At 46.9% G+C, this 16,142-nt stretch carries 17 protein-coding genes; 2 read left to right on the top strand and 15 right to left on the bottom strand.

Annotated elements, in window-relative coordinates; all coding sequences use genetic code 11:
• Positions 1-56: 56 nt before the first annotated feature.
• Complete coding sequence (gene dpsA / locus ACHA99_RS14255) at positions 57-524, bottom strand: DNA starvation/stationary phase protection protein DpsA (RefSeq protein WP_028761488.1); 468 nt, start codon at positions 522-524, stop codon at positions 57-59.
• Positions 525-767: 243 nt separating this feature from the next.
• On the opposite strand from dpsA, the gene ACHA99_RS14250 reads away from it, so the two are divergent.
• Together ACHA99_RS14250 and ACHA99_RS14245 are read left to right on the top strand one after the other, a co-directional pair.
• The gene (locus ACHA99_RS14250) at positions 768-1,133 is read left to right on the top strand and encodes a hypothetical protein (protein WP_028761487.1); all 366 of its coding nucleotides are present in this window, start codon (positions 768-770) and stop codon (positions 1,131-1,133) included.
• Between the two features lie 47 nt (positions 1,134-1,180).
• Positions 1,181-1,768 (top strand): GNAT family N-acetyltransferase, encoded by a 588-nt coding sequence (locus ACHA99_RS14245; protein ID WP_393943384.1) that lies wholly within the window; start codon positions 1,181-1,183, stop codon positions 1,766-1,768.
• Positions 1,769-1,962: 194 nt separating this feature from the next.
• Here the strand turns inward: ACHA99_RS14245 and lipA are convergent, their stop codons facing one another.
• The 14 genes from lipA to leuS form a co-directional block, all read right to left on the bottom strand.
• Positions 1,963-2,928, bottom strand: a complete 966-nt coding sequence (gene lipA / locus ACHA99_RS14240; RefSeq protein WP_028761485.1) for a lipoyl synthase — start codon at positions 2,926-2,928, stop codon at positions 1,963-1,965.
• On the bottom strand, positions 2,925-3,578 hold the full coding sequence (gene lipB, locus ACHA99_RS14235; RefSeq protein ID WP_028761484.1) for a lipoyl(octanoyl) transferase LipB: 654 nt from the start codon (positions 3,576-3,578) through the stop codon (positions 2,925-2,927). Before lipB ends, lipA begins: the two co-directional genes overlap by 4 nt.
• Before the next feature lie 93 nt (positions 3,579-3,671).
• Positions 3,672-3,938 carry a DUF493 family protein YbeD gene (gene ybeD, locus ACHA99_RS14230; RefSeq protein WP_006082758.1) on the bottom strand — a complete coding sequence of 89 codons (267 nt, stop codon included), beginning with the start codon at positions 3,936-3,938 and terminating at the stop codon, positions 3,672-3,674.
• A 121-nt stretch (positions 3,939-4,059) separates the two neighbouring features.
• Complete coding sequence (locus tag ACHA99_RS14225; protein WP_028761483.1) at positions 4,060-5,235, bottom strand: serine hydrolase; 1,176 nt, start codon at positions 5,233-5,235, stop codon at positions 4,060-4,062.
• A 141-nt stretch (positions 5,236-5,376) separates the two neighbouring features.
• Positions 5,377-6,222, bottom strand: a complete 846-nt coding sequence (locus ACHA99_RS14220; RefSeq protein WP_393943380.1) for a septal ring lytic transglycosylase RlpA family protein — start codon at positions 6,220-6,222, stop codon at positions 5,377-5,379.
• Positions 6,206-7,282, bottom strand: coding sequence for a lytic murein transglycosylase B (gene mltB, locus ACHA99_RS14215; RefSeq protein ID WP_219234621.1), 1,077 nt, complete (start codon positions 7,280-7,282; stop codon positions 6,206-6,208). The genes ACHA99_RS14220 and mltB overlap by 17 nt, the downstream gene beginning before the upstream one ends.
• Positions 7,283-7,298: 16 nt before the next feature.
• Positions 7,299-8,405 carry a rod shape-determining protein RodA gene (gene rodA / locus ACHA99_RS14210; protein WP_028761480.1) on the bottom strand — a complete coding sequence of 369 codons (1,107 nt, stop codon included), beginning with the start codon at positions 8,403-8,405 and terminating at the stop codon, positions 7,299-7,301.
• The gene (mrdA, locus tag ACHA99_RS14205; RefSeq protein ID WP_168822786.1) at positions 8,402-10,258 is read right to left on the bottom strand and encodes a penicillin-binding protein 2; all 1,857 of its coding nucleotides are present in this window, start codon (positions 10,256-10,258) and stop codon (positions 8,402-8,404) included. The genes rodA and mrdA overlap by 4 nt, the downstream gene beginning before the upstream one ends.
• Before the next feature lie 61 nt (positions 10,259-10,319).
• Positions 10,320-10,790, bottom strand: a complete 471-nt coding sequence (gene rlmH / locus ACHA99_RS14200) for a 23S rRNA (pseudouridine(1915)-N(3))-methyltransferase RlmH (protein WP_006082752.1) — start codon at positions 10,788-10,790, stop codon at positions 10,320-10,322.
• Positions 10,790-11,119 (bottom strand): ribosome silencing factor, encoded by a 330-nt coding sequence (rsfS, locus tag ACHA99_RS14195; protein WP_006082751.1) that lies wholly within the window; start codon positions 11,117-11,119, stop codon positions 10,790-10,792. Before rsfS ends, rlmH begins: the two co-directional genes overlap by 1 nt.
• Positions 11,120-11,214: 95 nt before the next feature.
• Positions 11,215-11,877, bottom strand: a complete 663-nt coding sequence (gene nadD, locus ACHA99_RS14190) for a nicotinate-nucleotide adenylyltransferase (protein WP_393943377.1) — start codon at positions 11,875-11,877, stop codon at positions 11,215-11,217.
• Between the two features lie 24 nt (positions 11,878-11,901).
• On the bottom strand, positions 11,902-12,933 hold the full coding sequence (gene holA / locus ACHA99_RS14185; RefSeq protein WP_028761477.1) for a DNA polymerase III subunit delta: 1,032 nt from the start codon (positions 12,931-12,933) through the stop codon (positions 11,902-11,904).
• Between the two features lie 17 nt (positions 12,934-12,950).
• Positions 12,951-13,445 (bottom strand): LPS assembly lipoprotein LptE, encoded by a 495-nt coding sequence (gene lptE / locus ACHA99_RS14180; RefSeq protein WP_012089938.1) that lies wholly within the window; start codon positions 13,443-13,445, stop codon positions 12,951-12,953.
• Between the two features lie 100 nt (positions 13,446-13,545).
• Positions 13,546-16,125: a leucine--tRNA ligase gene (gene leuS, locus ACHA99_RS14175; protein ID WP_393943374.1), complete on the bottom strand. Its 2,580-nt coding sequence runs from the start codon at positions 16,123-16,125 to the stop codon at positions 13,546-13,548.
• Between the last annotated feature and the right edge of the window lie 17 nt (positions 16,126-16,142).

Here is a 16,142-nt window from a genome sequence, read left to right as displayed (position 1 = left end):
CAAGTGTTTACTTGGCGACTTTTTTGCTTTGGTCAGAGAAATAATCTATTTAGCGATTATTCTGCGAGTAAGCTGCGTAGCATCCAGGCATTTTTTTCATGCAGTTGGATGCGCTGGGTGAGCAAGTCCGCAGTCGCTTCATCATTCGCTTGATTCACCAGCGGATACAAGGCTCTGGCATTGCGGATTACTAGCTCCTGATCGCTTAATAGTTCGCGGATCATGGTTTCGGCTTGAGTGACACCTTGATCTTCTTTTATCTCGGTCAGTGCGGCATAGGCTGAATATGAGCCGAGTGCTCTGGCGCCTAATGCACGTACACGCTCTGCGATAAGGTCGACTGCAAGGGCAAGTTCGGTATACTGCTGTTCAAATAGCAAGTGTAAGCTAGTGAACATTGGGCCAGTAACGTTCCAGTGAAAGCTATGGGTCTTAAGGTAAAGACTGTAGCTGTCAGCCAATAGTTGGTTTAGCCCTGCGGCGATTTCTTCTCTGTGAGCTTGATTGATACCTATGTTAATCATGGCGTTTTCCTTCTATTGTCTTACTGAGTGTGTTTAGTCTAATCTTCTGATATTAAATGTAAAATGAGTAAATTAGATTTTGTAAATCTATAAATTCGATTGAACTTTCGAGTGTTAAATCTCGTAAGCGATAAAGCCAGATATCATCTCCTTTCGCCGTGCTGCAGTAACAATGCCATGGCAGAACTGCTATTCTAGCGGCATATTGTGAGTCGATACTTTAATTGAATAAAACTGACCCTAATGAATAAATCAGCCTATTTAACCGCCATGAATGTGACAACTTGGCGAGTGCGCGACACTAAGGTGAAACCTTATTTAGTGATTTGGGATGAAAACGGTGAGTTACCAGAAGCAGAGCCGCTTATTGACGCAGTGCTAACGCTTATCGACATAAAGCGTGATGAATGTGATTTTGACTGTGAGCCTCATACGGGTAAACAGATCGTTTGGGATCTGCGACGTCACAAAGTCAGGCCACGTACCGCATGGTTAGTGTCTGAGCCGTTGGCTGATTTATTGGTGGGTTGGCAGGCTAAAAGCGCGCTCTGGCAGCAGATTTACCAATGGCGCGACCAAGTTAGCGGCCAAGCTCCAAGCAAGTCTTAAGCTTTACTCGTAAATACATTAATAACCAATACTTTGGAATACCGGCGTTGAACATCCCACCAGTAGATAGTCTATTCACAACACCATTCGCAGCACAATTGACAGCAGGTTTGCCTGTTGAGCTTGTGGCTCTCACGCTTGAAGATGTTCCCCAAATGGCGCAGCTTGAATCCTTGGCCCATAGCCATCCCATGAGCGAGGGGAATCTTGCCGATTGTTTTGGTCACTTGTATCGTGTCCTAGGTTTAAAGCTGAGTGCTCACTTAGATGGAGATGCAAATACTGAGGCAAATATTGACGTCGTTTCGGATTCAGATACTGATCACGTCGAAGGACTCTTAGGGTTTGCGATAGTTCAGCAAATTATCGATGAAGTGACTTTATTGGATATTTGCCTATTACCGAGTCAGCAGGGCAAAGGTTACGGTAAGTTATTACTTAAGGCTGTGATGGCATCGGCCAAGGTATCGGGCGCTGTGGTGCTTATGTTAGAAGTGCGAGAGTCTAATCTCGGCGCCCGTGCTTTATATCAACAGGCTGGCTTTATTGAATCGGGACGTCGCAAAGGTTACTACCCGATAGAGGGCGGTAAAGAAGATGCTATCTTGATGGATTTAGCGATAAACCAAGAATAAGCAGAGCATTAGCGTTCATGTCGTATAACGACAGCTATACGAATCACTCTTCATAAACAACTGTCATAAAAACAGGCAATAAAAAACAGCGCCTAAGCGCTGTTTTTCTATTTTAATAACCCTGAACTCTATATCACTAAAACTCAGCATCATCTGAAGTTTGCATCAAGGTTATCCGCATCTAAGCAAGAAGGTTATTTCACTTCTTTACCTTGGGCTTGCAGGTCCGCATGGTAGCTTGAGCGCACTAATGGGCCACAGGCTGCATGGGTAAAACCTAACTCATCGGCTAAGGCTTTAAGCTCATCAAACTCGGCTGGTGGCACATAACGTTCAACCGGCAAATGGAACTTAGATGGCTGTAGGTATTGGCCTAAGGTCAGCATTTCAACCTTATGTTCTCGCAGATCACGCAGCACTTGAGCGATCTCTTCGTTGGTTTCACCCAGTCCCATCATCAGGCCTGATTTAGTTGGCACATTTGGATGACGTTCTTTAAAGCGTTTTAGCAGATCGAGCGACCATTGGTAATTCGCACCTGGGCGCGCTTTACGATAATGCATGGGCGCCGTTTCTAAGTTGTGGTTAAACACATCAGGCGGCTCAGTCGATAAAATATCTAAGGCAGCATCGATACGACCACGGAAATCAGGCACTAAGGTTTCGATCTTGATGTCAGGATTTAGTTTGCGGATCTCACGAATACAATCGGCAAAATGCTGGGCGCCACCATCACGTAAATCGTCACGATCTACAGAGGTAATTACCACGTATTTCAGCTTCATATCGCGGATTGTTTGCGCCAATTTAACTGGCTCTTCAGCATCAGGCTTAAGCGGACGACCATGGGCCACGTCGCAGAATGGGCAACGACGAGTACAAATCGCACCCAAAATCATAAAGGTTGCTGTGCCGTGGTTGAAGCATTCCGCAAGGTTAGGGCAAGAGGCTTCTTCACAGACAGAGTGCAGGCCATTTTTACGCAGCGCTTGCTTGATGTCTAAAATGCGTTGATTCGATGCCGGCAGTTTAACCCGTAACCAATCGGGTTTACGCAACATAGTGTCGCGCTCTGATGGGACGATTTTGACCGGAATACGAGACACTTTATCGGCATCTCTTAGTTTTACTCCGGGTTGTAAACGTTCAGGCCTATTCATGACGCTGCTAATCCTTGATGATGAACTAGGTGTTGATAGCCCAGTAATTGGCTAAAAGTAATAGTAAGTTGCTCGCCCGCTTCAATCACGGTTTGTGGTCCGCCAAGTGCTTTGCATTGCACCATTTCAAGACCGGCATAACCACAAGGGTTGATGCGGCGAAATGGTGCTAAATCCATATCGACATTAAGGGCTAATCCATGGAATGAACAGCCTTTACGGATGCGTAATCCGAGGGAGGCAATTTTACGTTCGTCCACATATACGCCCGGCGCATCGGCTTTGGCATAAGCGTTAATGTCGTACTTGGCGAGCATATCGACAATGCTTTGCTCTATATGAGTAACGAGTTGACGCACGCCGACTTTACTACGTTTTATGTCGAGAAGAGGATATACCACTAGTTGTCCAGGGCCGTGGTAAGTGACTTGGCCACCACGGTCCACTTGGATCACAGGAATATCGCCAGCATTCAAAATATGCTCGCTTTTACCAGCTTGGCCTTGGGTAAACACGGGTGGGTGTTCTACTATCCACAGCTCATCTGGGCTCTCACTATTACGCGTGTCAGTGTAGTGCTGCATAGCATGCCACACTGATTCGTAATCTTGTTTTCCAAGATGCCGAATATGCAAAGTCGTGTCTTGCAAGGGCAACCTCTCCCCTTAGAATTGAGTGGCGCTATTATACGCCTCTTGACCATAAATGTAAGACAGATCACATTTCATGGCCTTGAGGAATATTTATAGTACGCGGCGTACGCCTTCGATGGCGGCAAGTTCAGTGTACAAAATTTCGATATGGTCTTTGCTGGTCACTGTCACGCGGATAGTAATGGAGTGATAGCTACCTTTGCTCGACGTTTTTGTCGAAGGTGAATAATCACCCGGTGCATGTTTTTGTACCACAGCCACGACTTTGTCAGTTAGCGTTTCGTGGGCTTCACCGACGACCTTAAAAGGAAATGCGCAAGGGAAATCCATCAGTTCATCAAATTTAGTGTCTAACATACTCAGTACTCTTAGCGGCTATATTGGGATATATATGGTGGCGATTATACCCGATTCAAGGGCGATGCACTCCCCAAAAAAATAAAGCCACCCGAAGGTGGCTTTATTTATGGGACTTAGCTTAGCTAAACCATCCAGAAAACATCTGCTTAAAGTAATCGACTAATTTACTAAACCAGCTACCTTCGTTGACTTCTTGCAACGTCACCAGTGGGAACTGGGCAATGTCTTTACCATCAAGTTGGAAGAATAGACGGCCTACAGTTTCACCTTTTTTCAACGGTGCATCTAATGGCTTAGTCAATTCGAAGTTTGCTTTCAAGTCTTTACCGCGGCCACGGCTGATCGTAATAGGTGTATCAGTTGCGACGCCTAAATCAACAGTGCTCTTGTCACCGTACCATATTTGTTGGGTTGTGAAACTATCACCCGCTTTGTAAGGCGTGACAGTTTCAAAGAAACGGAAGCCATAGGTCAGTAACTTTTTACTTTCAGCTTTACGGGCAGATTCACTTTGAGTACCCAGAACCACAGAAATCAAACGCATGCCGTCTTTGGTTGCAGATGCCACTAAGTTGTAACCTGCACCTGAGGTGTGGCCTGTCTTGATACCGTCCACGCTCATGCTGTTATCCCACAACAAACCATTACGGTTATATTGTTTGATACCGTTGAAGGTATAAAATTTTTCGCTATAGATGCGGTATTCTTCTGGAACGTCGCGGATTAAGGCTGCACCTAACAATGCCATATCATAGGCAGTTGTTTTGTGGTTTTCTGAGTCTAAGCCATGGGAGTTTTCGAAGTAGCTATCACGCATACCCAGCTGTTTTGTCCATGAGTTCATCATGTCAACGAAGGCGCCTTCGGTGCCAGCGATATGCTCTGCCATAGCCACACACGCATCGTTACCCGATTGGATGATGATACCGCGGTTTAAATCCCCGACTTTAACGGTAGTTCCGACTTCAATGAACATCTTCGAGGAGTCAGAGAAGTTTTTAGACCAGGCATTTTTACTGATAGTCACATCATCATCGACCGAGACATTGCCCGCTTTGATTTCTTGACCTATGACATAGCTGGTCATCATTTTAGTTAGGCTGGCTGGGTTAAGGCTTTCATAAGCGTTACTCTCAGCGATAATCTGGCCCGAATTATAATCCATCAAGACGAAAGCCTTGGCGGCCACTGCTGGTGCATCAGGTGTAATAATAGGCTGCGCAGCATAAACGGGGAGAGACACACTGGAAATTAGCAGCAATGTTTTAATGGGACTTTTTACAAAATTCATCATTAACTTGGCACGTCTTTTGGTTGTATTAAATGGAAAGGATTCGAGAAGATCTCCAACAGTGTACCACTTTCTGACTGTGGGTTTTAGTGAAGGTTCCTTCATCTCTATTTTTAAATCAATTCTGGTCCGAGCAAACAGTCATTACTCATGGACTATATAGCCCTCAGGAAACCCATTTTGCTGGACGTTATTGAGCAGTTTGTCTGCTAACTCTGGTTGGCCTATGGGGCCGAGCTGTAGTCTAAACATATTGTTTACGGCTTGTACACGGGTCTTTACCTGATATTTTCGCTCCAGATTTTTCGCCATGGTATTGAGTTTGGCTTTATCTTTCGATGCGACTAACTGAATGTAATGATTACCTGTATCTTGCGCGCTGGCAATAGCCGAATTAGTGGCCGCGACACTGCCGACATACACCACATCGAGTTTGATCCGCGCGGTTCCTTTGCCGAGCATGCCGAGTTTATAGGCGGCGGCGTAGGAGACGTCGAGAATACGGTCTGAGTGGAATGGCCCGCGATCGTTGATACGAATGATCACTTGCTTATTGTTATCTAAGTTAGTGATCCGAGCATAACTTGGCAGTGGCAGCGTTTTATGGGCACCTGACATGGAATACATGTCATAGGGTTCGCCATTGGATGTCTCATAGCCATGAAATTTTTCACCGTACCATGAGGCACGGCCCGTTTCACTAAAACCTTGGCCTGTGTTCATCACAGTGTAAGACTCGCCGTAAACCGTATAGGGCTTGTTACCGCGGCGACTATAGGGTTCGTATTTAGGCGTGGCATTTGGCACATGGTCCACATTGGGTGGATTGAGTGGCAACTTGTCATTCTTTAGCGAATAGCGCCCCTTGTTGGGGTCCATATTTTTTTTGTTTGTGCTGGAGCTAGCTTGGTTTGGGCTCGAAGAACACGCAACAAGTGTGAAGCACGCAACCAAAGCGACAAGCTGTAAAAGATTATTTTTTAGCGGCATGCTGTTCCTTTAATTGTTGGCTAAATTGATAAACGGCCATTGAATACAAAGGACTGCGATTATAGCGAGTGATTACATAAAAATTGTTTAAGCCAAGCCAATAATCATCGTGATCGGCTTGTTCCAGTTTAATGAGTAAGGCTTTTTGCGAGACATCCAAGTCCCTCGCATCAGCCAAGGACAAGGTTGGCGTTAGAATATTGGCGACTTTATAATTGAGCTTTTCGCCTGCCCATACTTTCGCTTTTGGCGCTGTTTGGCTGCTATTGACCAGCGGTAAAGCAACAGGAGCATTGGCTTGCCAACCGTGTTCATGGAAATAATTGGCAACACTGCCAATCGCATCCTCTGGGCTTTGCAATAAATCGCGGTTACCACTGTTATCGAAATCGACGGCGTAATGGCGGTAACTTGAGGGAATAAACTGCCCATAACCCATGGCACCCGCATAGGAGCCTTTGAGGGTATTGATATCTAAGTGCTCTTCTTTGACTAATTTCATCAACTCACCAAATTCCTTGCGGAAAAAGGTGGCGCGAGGCGGATAGTGAAAACCTAAGGTATAGAGGGAATCAATTACAGGGTAATTACCTGTGAACTGGCCGTAGAAGGTTTCAATCCCAATAATGGCAACGATAATCTGTGGGTCGACATGGTACTTAGCCGCCGCTTTAGCAATGGTTTTCTCGTGTTTTTTCCAAAAAGCGAGCCCAGCATCAAGACGTTTTTCTGTTAAAAAAATCGGGTAATACACATGCCAAGGTTTTGCTTCCCATGGACGGGTCATCGCATCGATAACCCCTTGGTTGTATTTTGCTTTGTCTAGAAAAGCGAGCACTTCTGTCCGAGTAAAACCTTGTTTTACTTGAGCTTGGATAAACTCTTCTTTGAGCTCAGCGGGAGTTGCGGGTACTAGTACTTTATCCACTGCGGGAGCCACTGGGGTGCTTGAAGCGGGTGCCTGCGCGGGTGTCGGTTCATTTGCCGTGGTGCATGCGACTAAGCATGAACTTAAACACAGTAAACCGAGTGGAGCCAAATAAGCTCGGAGAGTAGGCATAAAAAAGTCCCTAAAATTATCTATCTACGAAACGTCTATGGGTATGAATGCTCATAAGAATGCCAAACCCTGTCATCAATGTCAGCATGGAGGTTCCACCATAACTGACAAGGGGCAGTGGTACACCTACCACGGGCAGGATACCTGAAACCATGCCAATATTCACAAAAACATAAACGAAAAACGTCAGCGTGATACTGCCAGCCAGTAGACGAGCGAAACTGGTTTGTGCGCGGGAGGCGATGACTAACCCACGCCCTATGATGTAAAGGTACATAATTAACAGTAAGATACTGCCAATTAAACCAAATTCTTCACCGATCACCGCAAAGATAAAATCGGTATGGCGCTCGGGAATAAACTCAAGCTGTGATTGAGTGCCTTCGAGCCAACCTTTGCCCCAAAGTCCACCTGAGCCGATAGCGATTTTCGACTGGATAATGTGATAACCCGCGCCGAGGGGATCTTGTTCAGGATCGAGCAGGGTTAATACCCGCGTTCTTTGGTAATCGTGCATCAAGAAATACCAAAGGATAGGCAGGAAGGCGAGTACTGCCGCGATAAAACTGCCAACAATGATCCAGCTCATACCCGATAAAAACAGCACAAAAATCCCCGATGCGGCCACCAAAATTGAGGTGCCTAAGTCGGGTTGTTTAGCGATCAATAGGGTTGGTACGAGTAAAATCACTCCTGCGCCAGCGAGGTAACGTTTCTTGGGGGGAAGAGGGAACTTACTGATATACCAAGCCATTGTGATGGGGAAGGCGAGTTTAATAAGCTCTGAGGGTTGGAACTCCATAAAGCCTAAGTTCAACCAGCGCTGCGCGCCTTTATTGATTTCACCGAAAAAGTGTACCCCAAGCAGCAAGACAACCCCCGCAAGATAAATGGGTAATGCCCAACGTTTAAGCGCTTCAGGATTGATTTGTGCCATGGTAAACATGATGCCTAGCGACAACACCATACGGAATAGTTGTCGTTCCATCATCTCTAAATCTGCACCGCTGGCAGAATAGATGACAAACAGGCCAAAGCCCATCACAGCTAATAGTCCGAGCAATAATGGCAAGTCTATGTGCAAGCGTTGCCAGATGTTTTGATATTGGCTATGGGTACTCATGGTATGGGTTTCCAAGTATCTCTAAGCATATATTCATCGAGCATAGCTCGAGCGACTGGGCCAGCATTTGCGCCGCCCCAACCTGCGTTTTCCATCACGACGGCGAGGACTATTTTAGGATCCTCGAAGGGCGCATAGGCCACAACTAAGGCATTATCGCGGAAATGTTCGGCAATTTTACTGGCATCGTATTTAGTATTTTCCGCCACGCCGATGACCTGTGCAGTACCGGTTTTCATTGCGGCAGTGTAAGTGGCATCGGTAAAGCGTGACTTATTTGCAGTTTGGCGCATAGCTTCGTTGATGATGTTCCAGTTACGGGGATTTTTAAGTTCAATTGGCGGTAACTCATTAATCGGTGAGTCAATTTTGGCAGTATTGTCTTTAATGGATCTCAGCAGATGTGGCGGGAGACGGCGGCCTTTGTTGGCCATAATCCCAACGGCATTAGCGAGTTGTAATGGCGTTGCCGTCCAATAACCTTGGCCAATACCTACGGAAATGGTGTCGCCTATATACCAAGCTTGATTGTACTTTAAGCGTTTCCATTCTTTGGATGGCATATTGCCAGCCGATTCTTCAAAGATATCAATCCCTGTATTTTGGCCAAAGCCAAATTGTTCCATAAAGCGGGCGATATGATCGACACCGACCTTATAGGCTAACTCATAGAAAAAGGTATCGCAGGATTCTACAATCGCGCTATAAACGTTGACCCAGCCATGCCCCCAGCGTTTCCAGTCGCGGTATTTACGTTCAACACCAGGTATTTGCCAAAAACCGGGATCCCACACTCGGGTACTCTCGCTAATGGCTTTCTCATCAAGGCCTAACAGTGCGAGGTGAGGCTTGATGGTAGACGCAGGTGCATATTGACCTTGAGTCGCACGGTTGATCAAAGGGCGGGATTTATCATTGAGTAACGCACTGTAATCTTTGCTATTAATGCCTTGTACAAACTGGTTTGGATCATAGCTTGGGCTCGATACCATAGCTAATACTCCACCGTCACGGGGATCGATGGCAACAATAGAACCGCGCAGACCTGTGAGTAGTTCCACCGCTTTTTGTTGCAGCTTGAGATCTAAGGTGAGGTAAATATCTTGCCCCGGCTCTGGCGGAACAATTTTTAAGGTGCGAATGGCGCGGCCGCGGTTGTTCACTTCTTCTTCTAAGTGTCCGGGTTTACCATGCAGCAAAGATTCATAAAATTTTTCAATGCCTTGCTTACCAATGTCTTTGGTTGCCGCATAGTTTTTCCACAGATCGCTGCGTTCAAGTTGGGCGCGATCTCGGGTGTTAATTTTGCCTACATAGCCCAGCACATGAGTGATTTGCGCGCCGTAGGGATAGTTACGTTTAAGACCCGCTTCGACCGAAATACCCGGAAATCTGTGTTGGTTAACACTGAAAATGGCCACTTGTTCTTCGGTGAGCTGGTTTTTGAGTGTTAGCGGTTTGAAACGGCGATGAAATTTCAGGGCGTCAGTAAAGGTTTCACGCTCGTCATCGCTGATCTCAATTAACTTGCCGAGTTCATCTAAGGTCTCTGACATGTTACTGATTTTTTCGGGCACGAGATCGAGGGAATAAAAGGGTAAATTTTCAGCTAAAAGTATGCCGTTGCGATCGTAAATGAGACCACGACTAGGGGCAATTGGAACAACACGGATGCGATTATCATTTGAGCGAGTTGCATAATCTTTATAGGATTCAACCTGTAAATGATAAAGGTTGGTGACTAGTACGCTAAATAGAGCGAAAACGCAAAAAAAAGTGAAAAGCGCCCTGCGCTTAAAAAGAGACGCCTCGGCGGCGTGATCATGCATTGTTATCCGCTTTTTTGGCGACACTTATGCTATCTCCGGCTGATCCCATGACGGGTGGTTGACACTCGTTAACATCAAGATCCCGCTATTCTCTATGGTAGGGGTGATTCGTGTTCACGCTCCACGCGCGGTACAAACTTTCGGCAACCACCACCCGTACGAGTGGGTGAGGTAAGGTTAATGCCGAAAGACACCAACTTTGGTTTGCCGCTTCTTTGCAAGCTGGCGCTAATCCTTCAGGTCCACCAATCAGTAAACTGACGTCGCGACCATCGAGTTGCCATTTAGTCAGTGCGGTTGCTAGCTCGGGGGTCGTCCAGTTTTTGCCGGGGAGATCTAAGCTAACAATATGATTGCCTTTGGGAATGGCCGCCAACATTTGTTCGCCTTCTTTTTGAAGTATCCGGACAATGTCGGCATTTTTCCCCCGCTTTCCAGCGGGTATTTCGATAAGCTCCAGCGCCATATCACGGGGAAAACGGCGCTGGTATTCTTCGAAACCACGGGTAACCCAATCGGGCATCCGTGTTCCTACTGCGATGAGCTGTAACTTCATCAGTCTTGCTTTTCTGACCAGAGCTTTTCAAGCTGGTAGAAATCACGGGTTTGATCTTGCATAACGTGCAGGATCACATCGCCCATGTCCACAAGAACCCATTCGCTGCTTTCGCGGCCTTCAACACCTAAAGGTGGAATACCGGCTTTTTTCGCTTCAACCACAAGGTTTTCGGCGATAGCTTTAACGTGAGTCTTTGATGTACCTGAACATATGACCATGTAGTCAGTGATGTTAGATTGCTTGCTGACATCCAGAACAACAACGTCTCTGGCTTTCAAGTCGTCGATCTTGTCGACGACAAACTGTTTTAATTCCGCGCTCTGCACGCTGGCGTACCTCATTAATTTTAAATAGCGCGGTAGTATACCAGTGTTGCTGCTGGGAATACATTGTCATTGGCAGTTGAGTTGGCGATATCTGCTTACGGTTCGAGCGAAGGTAAGTAAAGTCGTTGATTTTTGATGTAATCTAGCGTGACTGGCATGAGTAAATCGGTGGGAATTTCGCCTTTTGCCAGTTGTTCGCGGATTTGAGTTGAGGAAATATCCTGTGGCGTAATTGTCACAGGGAAAATCTGCCCACAGTTTTTATGGACACTGCTAGCACGACCTTCCACTGTCCCTTGGGGCGCTTGACTGCGGGCCGTCAATATCTGCTGCATAGGATGCTCTGCATCGAGCTGCCAACCCGGGCGCTGACAGACAACGAGATGGGCAAAGTCGAATAGGCGTTGCCACTTATACCAGCTTTTTAATTGGAGGAAAGAGTCCATCCCCATGATAAAAAACAGCTCATCTTCAGGATGTAAGCTTTTCAGTTGCTCAAGTGTGACAACTGTGTAGGAAGGCGTGTCGCGTTTGGCTTCGATGTCGCACAGTGCAAATCCGTCGAGTTGCTGACAGACATCGGCTACCATTTTGAGGCGCTGTGTTGTGGTTAAGTTCGGCTGTTGTTTATGGGGCGGAATATGGTTCGGCATCAGCAGGATTTTATCCAAGGCTAATGCTTGCTTCACTTCAATCACGGGACGGATATGACCATAGTGTATCGGGTCGAAAGTGCCGCCTAAAATACCAATACGCATATCAAGCCTTTGGTTAACCTATGATTAGTCTATGGCTATATGTGCCAGATGCCGATGGGCTCTAGGATCAAATAACAGACACAGGTGGCTCAGACCAGTCCAATCCTCTTTCCCCTGTTGCTTTAAGTTGAGCTCAAGTTTCGAGGCGAGGGCGAGCATATGTTCGAGTTGTTCAAGGCTGAGTCGTTGCAGCGCCGCTTGATACAGTGGTTTACGTTTATCCCAAATTCGATGTTTACCCCAGAGTGCACTGAGCGCAACGCCTTGGGCTTGCTCGCATTTCAAATTGAATAACAAACCGAGTTCTTTAAACAAGGCCCACAGCAGGATAGGTAAGGCAGTGCCTTCGCCATTGAGCTGGGCTAGCATGTGCTGCGCGCTATCCTGTTTATTATTCAGCAATGCATCCGTGAGTTGGAATACGGTGAAGCGCGACTGATCTTCAAAATAGTGGCCCAGTTCGTCGGCACTGACGGGTTTTGCTGGGCTCAGGAGTTGCAGCAACTGCATGGCTTGATCGGCAGCCAGTAAATTCCCTTCATACAGAGAATGCAGCATAGCACGGGCATCAGGCTGCAGATTGAGCTTAAAGTGCTTGATGCGGCCATCGAGCCAGCGCATAAACTGCTCGCCCTCTGGCGTGGCGCAGGGCAGATACATGCCATGGGCATCTAAGGTCTTAAACCATTTACTGTTGGTTTGCTCTGTGGCGAGCTTTGGCCCTTCGATAATCAACAGCATATCGGGATTGGGCGTCTGCAATAGGGCTTGCAGTGTGCTTGAGCCTTCGGCACCGGGCTTAGCTTGGGGAAGGGTTAGCTCAATCAAGCGTTTACTGGAAAACAGACTCATGGCCTGCCATTCCTGAGTCAGATCGTTCCAATTAAAGCCCGTCTCTTGAATGAGTTGGACTTTTTCATCGAATCCCTGACGCTTGGCGAATTGGCGGATCTGATCTTTGGTGGTTTCAATCAACCAAGGATCATCCCCAAAAATCAGATAACAAGGAAATAACTGGTTAAGGTGGCGGGAGAGTTGGTCTGGATAGACTCTCATTTAATGATAGCCCCGCATTAATTCACCTCAGTACTGGCCATTGCTTGCAGAATACGATCGGCAGCTTGGATACGCATTTCCTTCGTCAGCAATTCCATTTCACGGCTCTTTGCCAATGCGGTACGTGGATCGTCTAAGTAGTCGCGGCGAATTTCAACCTTGAAAGGCTGCGCTTCTTTACCTGGCAGTGCCACAGCAAATTCGACTAAATAAATCAGCTCATACTCGGCGACGTTACCTGTGGGATACAAAGATAAGGTCGAGCGTTCAAGGGAGTCGGTGATTAATCTTAATACTGGAACATTATCTGCGGCGTCGACAACTTGGATATTGTTCAAGCGCAGGCGTTCACGCACCAAACGAGTGAGTTCACTGTATTCATCCACACTGCTCAAACTCAAATGATTGAGGGCATCAGGGATCTGATAACTGCGTTGAAGCTTAAAACCGCAACCAGCGCTGGTCATAATGACTAGTGCCATGATTGCGAAGCATATGCGTTTGATTAGCATAGATTTCGCGGTTTCCTATTCGTGGTATACCCTGCTGACTTGAAGTTGCAGCTATGCTGCAACTTCATTGGCTTTGAGTATAGCGAGTTATTAGCAGCCGTTAATTGGCCACTATGCTGAGCAGTTTGCCCGGCACATAGATCACTTTACGTACTGTCAGACCGTCTAGGTATTTGATCACGTGTTCATCACTCATGCCTAAGGCTTCTACTGATTCTTTATCAGCGTCGGCGGCTACTGTGATTTTTGCGCGAACTTTACCGTTAACTTGCACAACGATGAGCTTGTTGTCTTCAACTAGCGCAGCTTCATCAACGACTGGCCATTGGCTATCTTCGATGTTGCTTGCATTACCTAGCTCGTTCCACAGGTTAAAGCTCACATGTGGAATGATAGGGTACAGCAAACGTACGATGGCGGATAAGGCTTCGCCGATAATGGCGTTGTCTTGGCCTGTCGTTTGTGGCGCTTTTTGCAGATGGTTCATCAGTTCCATCACGGCGGCAACCGCAGTGTTGAACATCTGACGGCGGCCGATATCGTCGGTCACTTTCGCGATCGTCTTGTGGACTTCACGGCGCAGCGCTTTTTGGTCGCTTGTTAACTTGCTGACATCTAAGGCTTCGCTGTTATCTTGGTTCACATGCTCGTTTGCAAGCTTCCACAGACGTTTAATGAAGCGGTGTGCGCCTTCAACGCCAGACTCTTGCCATTCCAGAGTTAATTCTGGTGGTGAGGCGAACATCATAAATAGGCGAACCGTATCTGCGCCGTATTTTTCGACCATGACTTGAGGATCAATACCATTGTTTTTCGACTTAGACATCTTGCACATGCCGGTATAAACAAGCTCGTTGCCGTCTTTGTCGATAGCCTTAGTAATGCGGCCCTTGTCGTCTTTTTCTGTGCTCGCTACATCTAAAGGAGAAACCCATACACGGGCGCCTTTTTCGTTGATGTAGTAGAAAGCATCGGCCAACACCATGCCTTGGGTCAGCAGTTGTTTGGCTGGCTCGTTAGAGTTAACCAAACCCGCATCCCGCAGCAACTTGTGGAAGAAGCGGAAATATAACAAATGCATACAAGCGTGTTCGATACCGCCAATGTATTGATCCACAGGTAGCCAGTAGTTGGCTTTAGCAGGATCTAACATTTCGTCCGCATGCGGGCTGCAGTAACGGGCGTAATACCAAGAGGATTCCATAAAGGTATCGAAGGTATCGGTTTCGCGCAGCGCATCTTGGCCATTAACTTGGGTTTTCGCCCATTCTTTATCGGCCTTGATTGGGCTTTGAATACCGTCCATCACGACATCTTCTGGCAGTAATACTGGCAGTTGATCTGCTGGCGTTGGGATCACAGTGCCGTCGGCTAAGGTCACCATAGGAATAGGTGCGCCCCAGTAACGCTGACGTGAAACACCCCAATCACGTAGACGATAGTTGACTTGGCGCTTGCCTTTACCTTCGGCAACTAACTTGTTAGCGATGGCATTAAAGCCTGCTTCAAAGTCTAAACCGTCGAACTCTCCCGAGTTAAACAGTACGCCTTTTTCGGTATAAGCGGCTTCGCTAATGTCCACTTCGCCATCAACAGGCTTGATCACAGCCTCAATTGCTAGACCGTATTTTTTTGCAAATTCAAAGTCACGTTGGTCGTGCCCTGGAACTGACATTACGGCACCTGTGCCATAGTTCATCAACACAAAGTTAGCTGCCCAAATCGGCACTTGCTTACCAGTGATAGGATGAATGGCGAAAAGCCCTGTAGCGACACCGCGTTTTTCCATGGTCGCGAGTTCGGCTTCAGATGTTGTGCTGTTTTTGCACTCATCGATAAAGGCGGCAAGCTCAGGATTGGTTTGCGCGGCGATTTCAGCTAATGGATGACCTGCGGCAATCGCCACATAGGTCACGCCCATTAAGGTATCTGGACGTGTGGTATAGATATCGAAGCTTTTATCGTGACCTGCAACGCCGAAGGTCATTTCTACACCTTCGCTGCGACCAATCCAGTTGCGCTGCATGGTCTTAACCTGTTCAGGCCAGCCATCTAAGGTATCGATATCGTTTAATAATTCTTCTGCATAGGCAGTGATCTTAATAAACCACTGTGGAATTTCTTTTTGTTCCACAGGGGTATCACAGCGCCAGCAGCAACCGTCTTGAACTTGCTCGTTCGCCAGTACGGTTTCATCGTTTGGACACCAGTTGACTGAAGCTGTCTTTTTATAGACTAGGCCTTTCTCGTACAACTTAGTGAAGAACCATTGTTCCCAGCGATAATATTCAGGGGTACAAGTGGCGATTTCACGGCTCCAATCGTAACCAAAACCCAGCAATTTCAGCTGGTTCTTCATGTATTCTATGTTTTCATAGGTCCATGGTGCAGGCGCAGTCTTGTTGTTAATTGCGGCATTTTCTGCGGGCAGGCCAAATGAGTCCCAACCAATAGGCTGGAGCACGTTTTTGCCTTGAAGACGTTGAAAGCGTGCAACTACGTCACCTATGGTATAGTTGCGTACGTGTCCCATGTGGAGTCTGCCAGAAGGGTACGGAAACATCGAAAGGCAATAAAACTTTTCTTTGTTTGCGTCTTCAGTGACTTCGAAGGTTTTGTTGTCATGCCAGTGCTTTTGCACTAAGGCTTCAATTTCTGAGGGATTATATTGCTCTTGCATCACTCTATTTCCGGCAG

Source organism: Shewanella sp. S23-S33 (assembly GCF_043359565.1).
Taxonomy (GTDB): Bacteria; Pseudomonadota; Gammaproteobacteria; order Enterobacterales; family Shewanellaceae; genus Shewanella; species Shewanella oncorhynchi.
The sequence above is the reverse complement of the archived record's forward strand: the minus strand, read 5'-3'. Positions and strand labels throughout refer to the sequence as shown.

Coding starts and splice junctions, on each gene's coding strand:
- lptE (WP_012089938.1), bottom strand. CDS start 13,445: ATGCTAATCAAACGCATATGCTTCGCAATCATGGCACTAGTCATTATG.
- dpsA (WP_028761488.1), bottom strand. CDS start 524: ATGATTAACATAGGTATCAATCAAGCTCACAGAGAAGAAATCGCCGCA.
- leuS (WP_393943374.1), bottom strand. CDS start 16,125: ATGCAAGAGCAATATAATCCCTCAGAAATTGAAGCCTTAGTGCAAAAG.
- lipA (WP_028761485.1), bottom strand. CDS start 2,928: ATGAATAGGCCTGAACGTTTACAACCCGGAGTAAAACTAAGAGATGCC.
- ACHA99_RS14220 (WP_393943380.1), bottom strand. CDS start 6,222: ATGCCGCTAAAAAATAATCTTTTACAGCTTGTCGCTTTGGTTGCGTGC.
- rlmH (WP_006082752.1), bottom strand. CDS start 10,790: ATGAAGTTACAGCTCATCGCAGTAGGAACACGGATGCCCGATTGGGTT.
- ACHA99_RS14250 (WP_028761487.1), top strand. CDS start 768: ATGAATAAATCAGCCTATTTAACCGCCATGAATGTGACAACTTGGCGA.
- holA (WP_028761477.1), bottom strand. CDS start 12,933: ATGAGAGTCTATCCAGACCAACTCTCCCGCCACCTTAACCAGTTATTT.
- mltB (WP_219234621.1), bottom strand. CDS start 7,282: ATGCCTACTCTCCGAGCTTATTTGGCTCCACTCGGTTTACTGTGTTTA.
- ybeD (WP_006082758.1), bottom strand. CDS start 3,938: ATGTTAGACACTAAATTTGATGAACTGATGGATTTCCCTTGCGCATTT.
- ACHA99_RS14225 (WP_028761483.1), bottom strand. CDS start 5,235: ATGATGAATTTTGTAAAAAGTCCCATTAAAACATTGCTGCTAATTTCC.
- nadD (WP_393943377.1), bottom strand. CDS start 11,877: ATGCGTATTGGTATTTTAGGCGGCACTTTCGACCCGATACACTATGGT.
- rodA (WP_028761480.1), bottom strand. CDS start 8,405: ATGAGTACCCATAGCCAATATCAAAACATCTGGCAACGCTTGCACATA.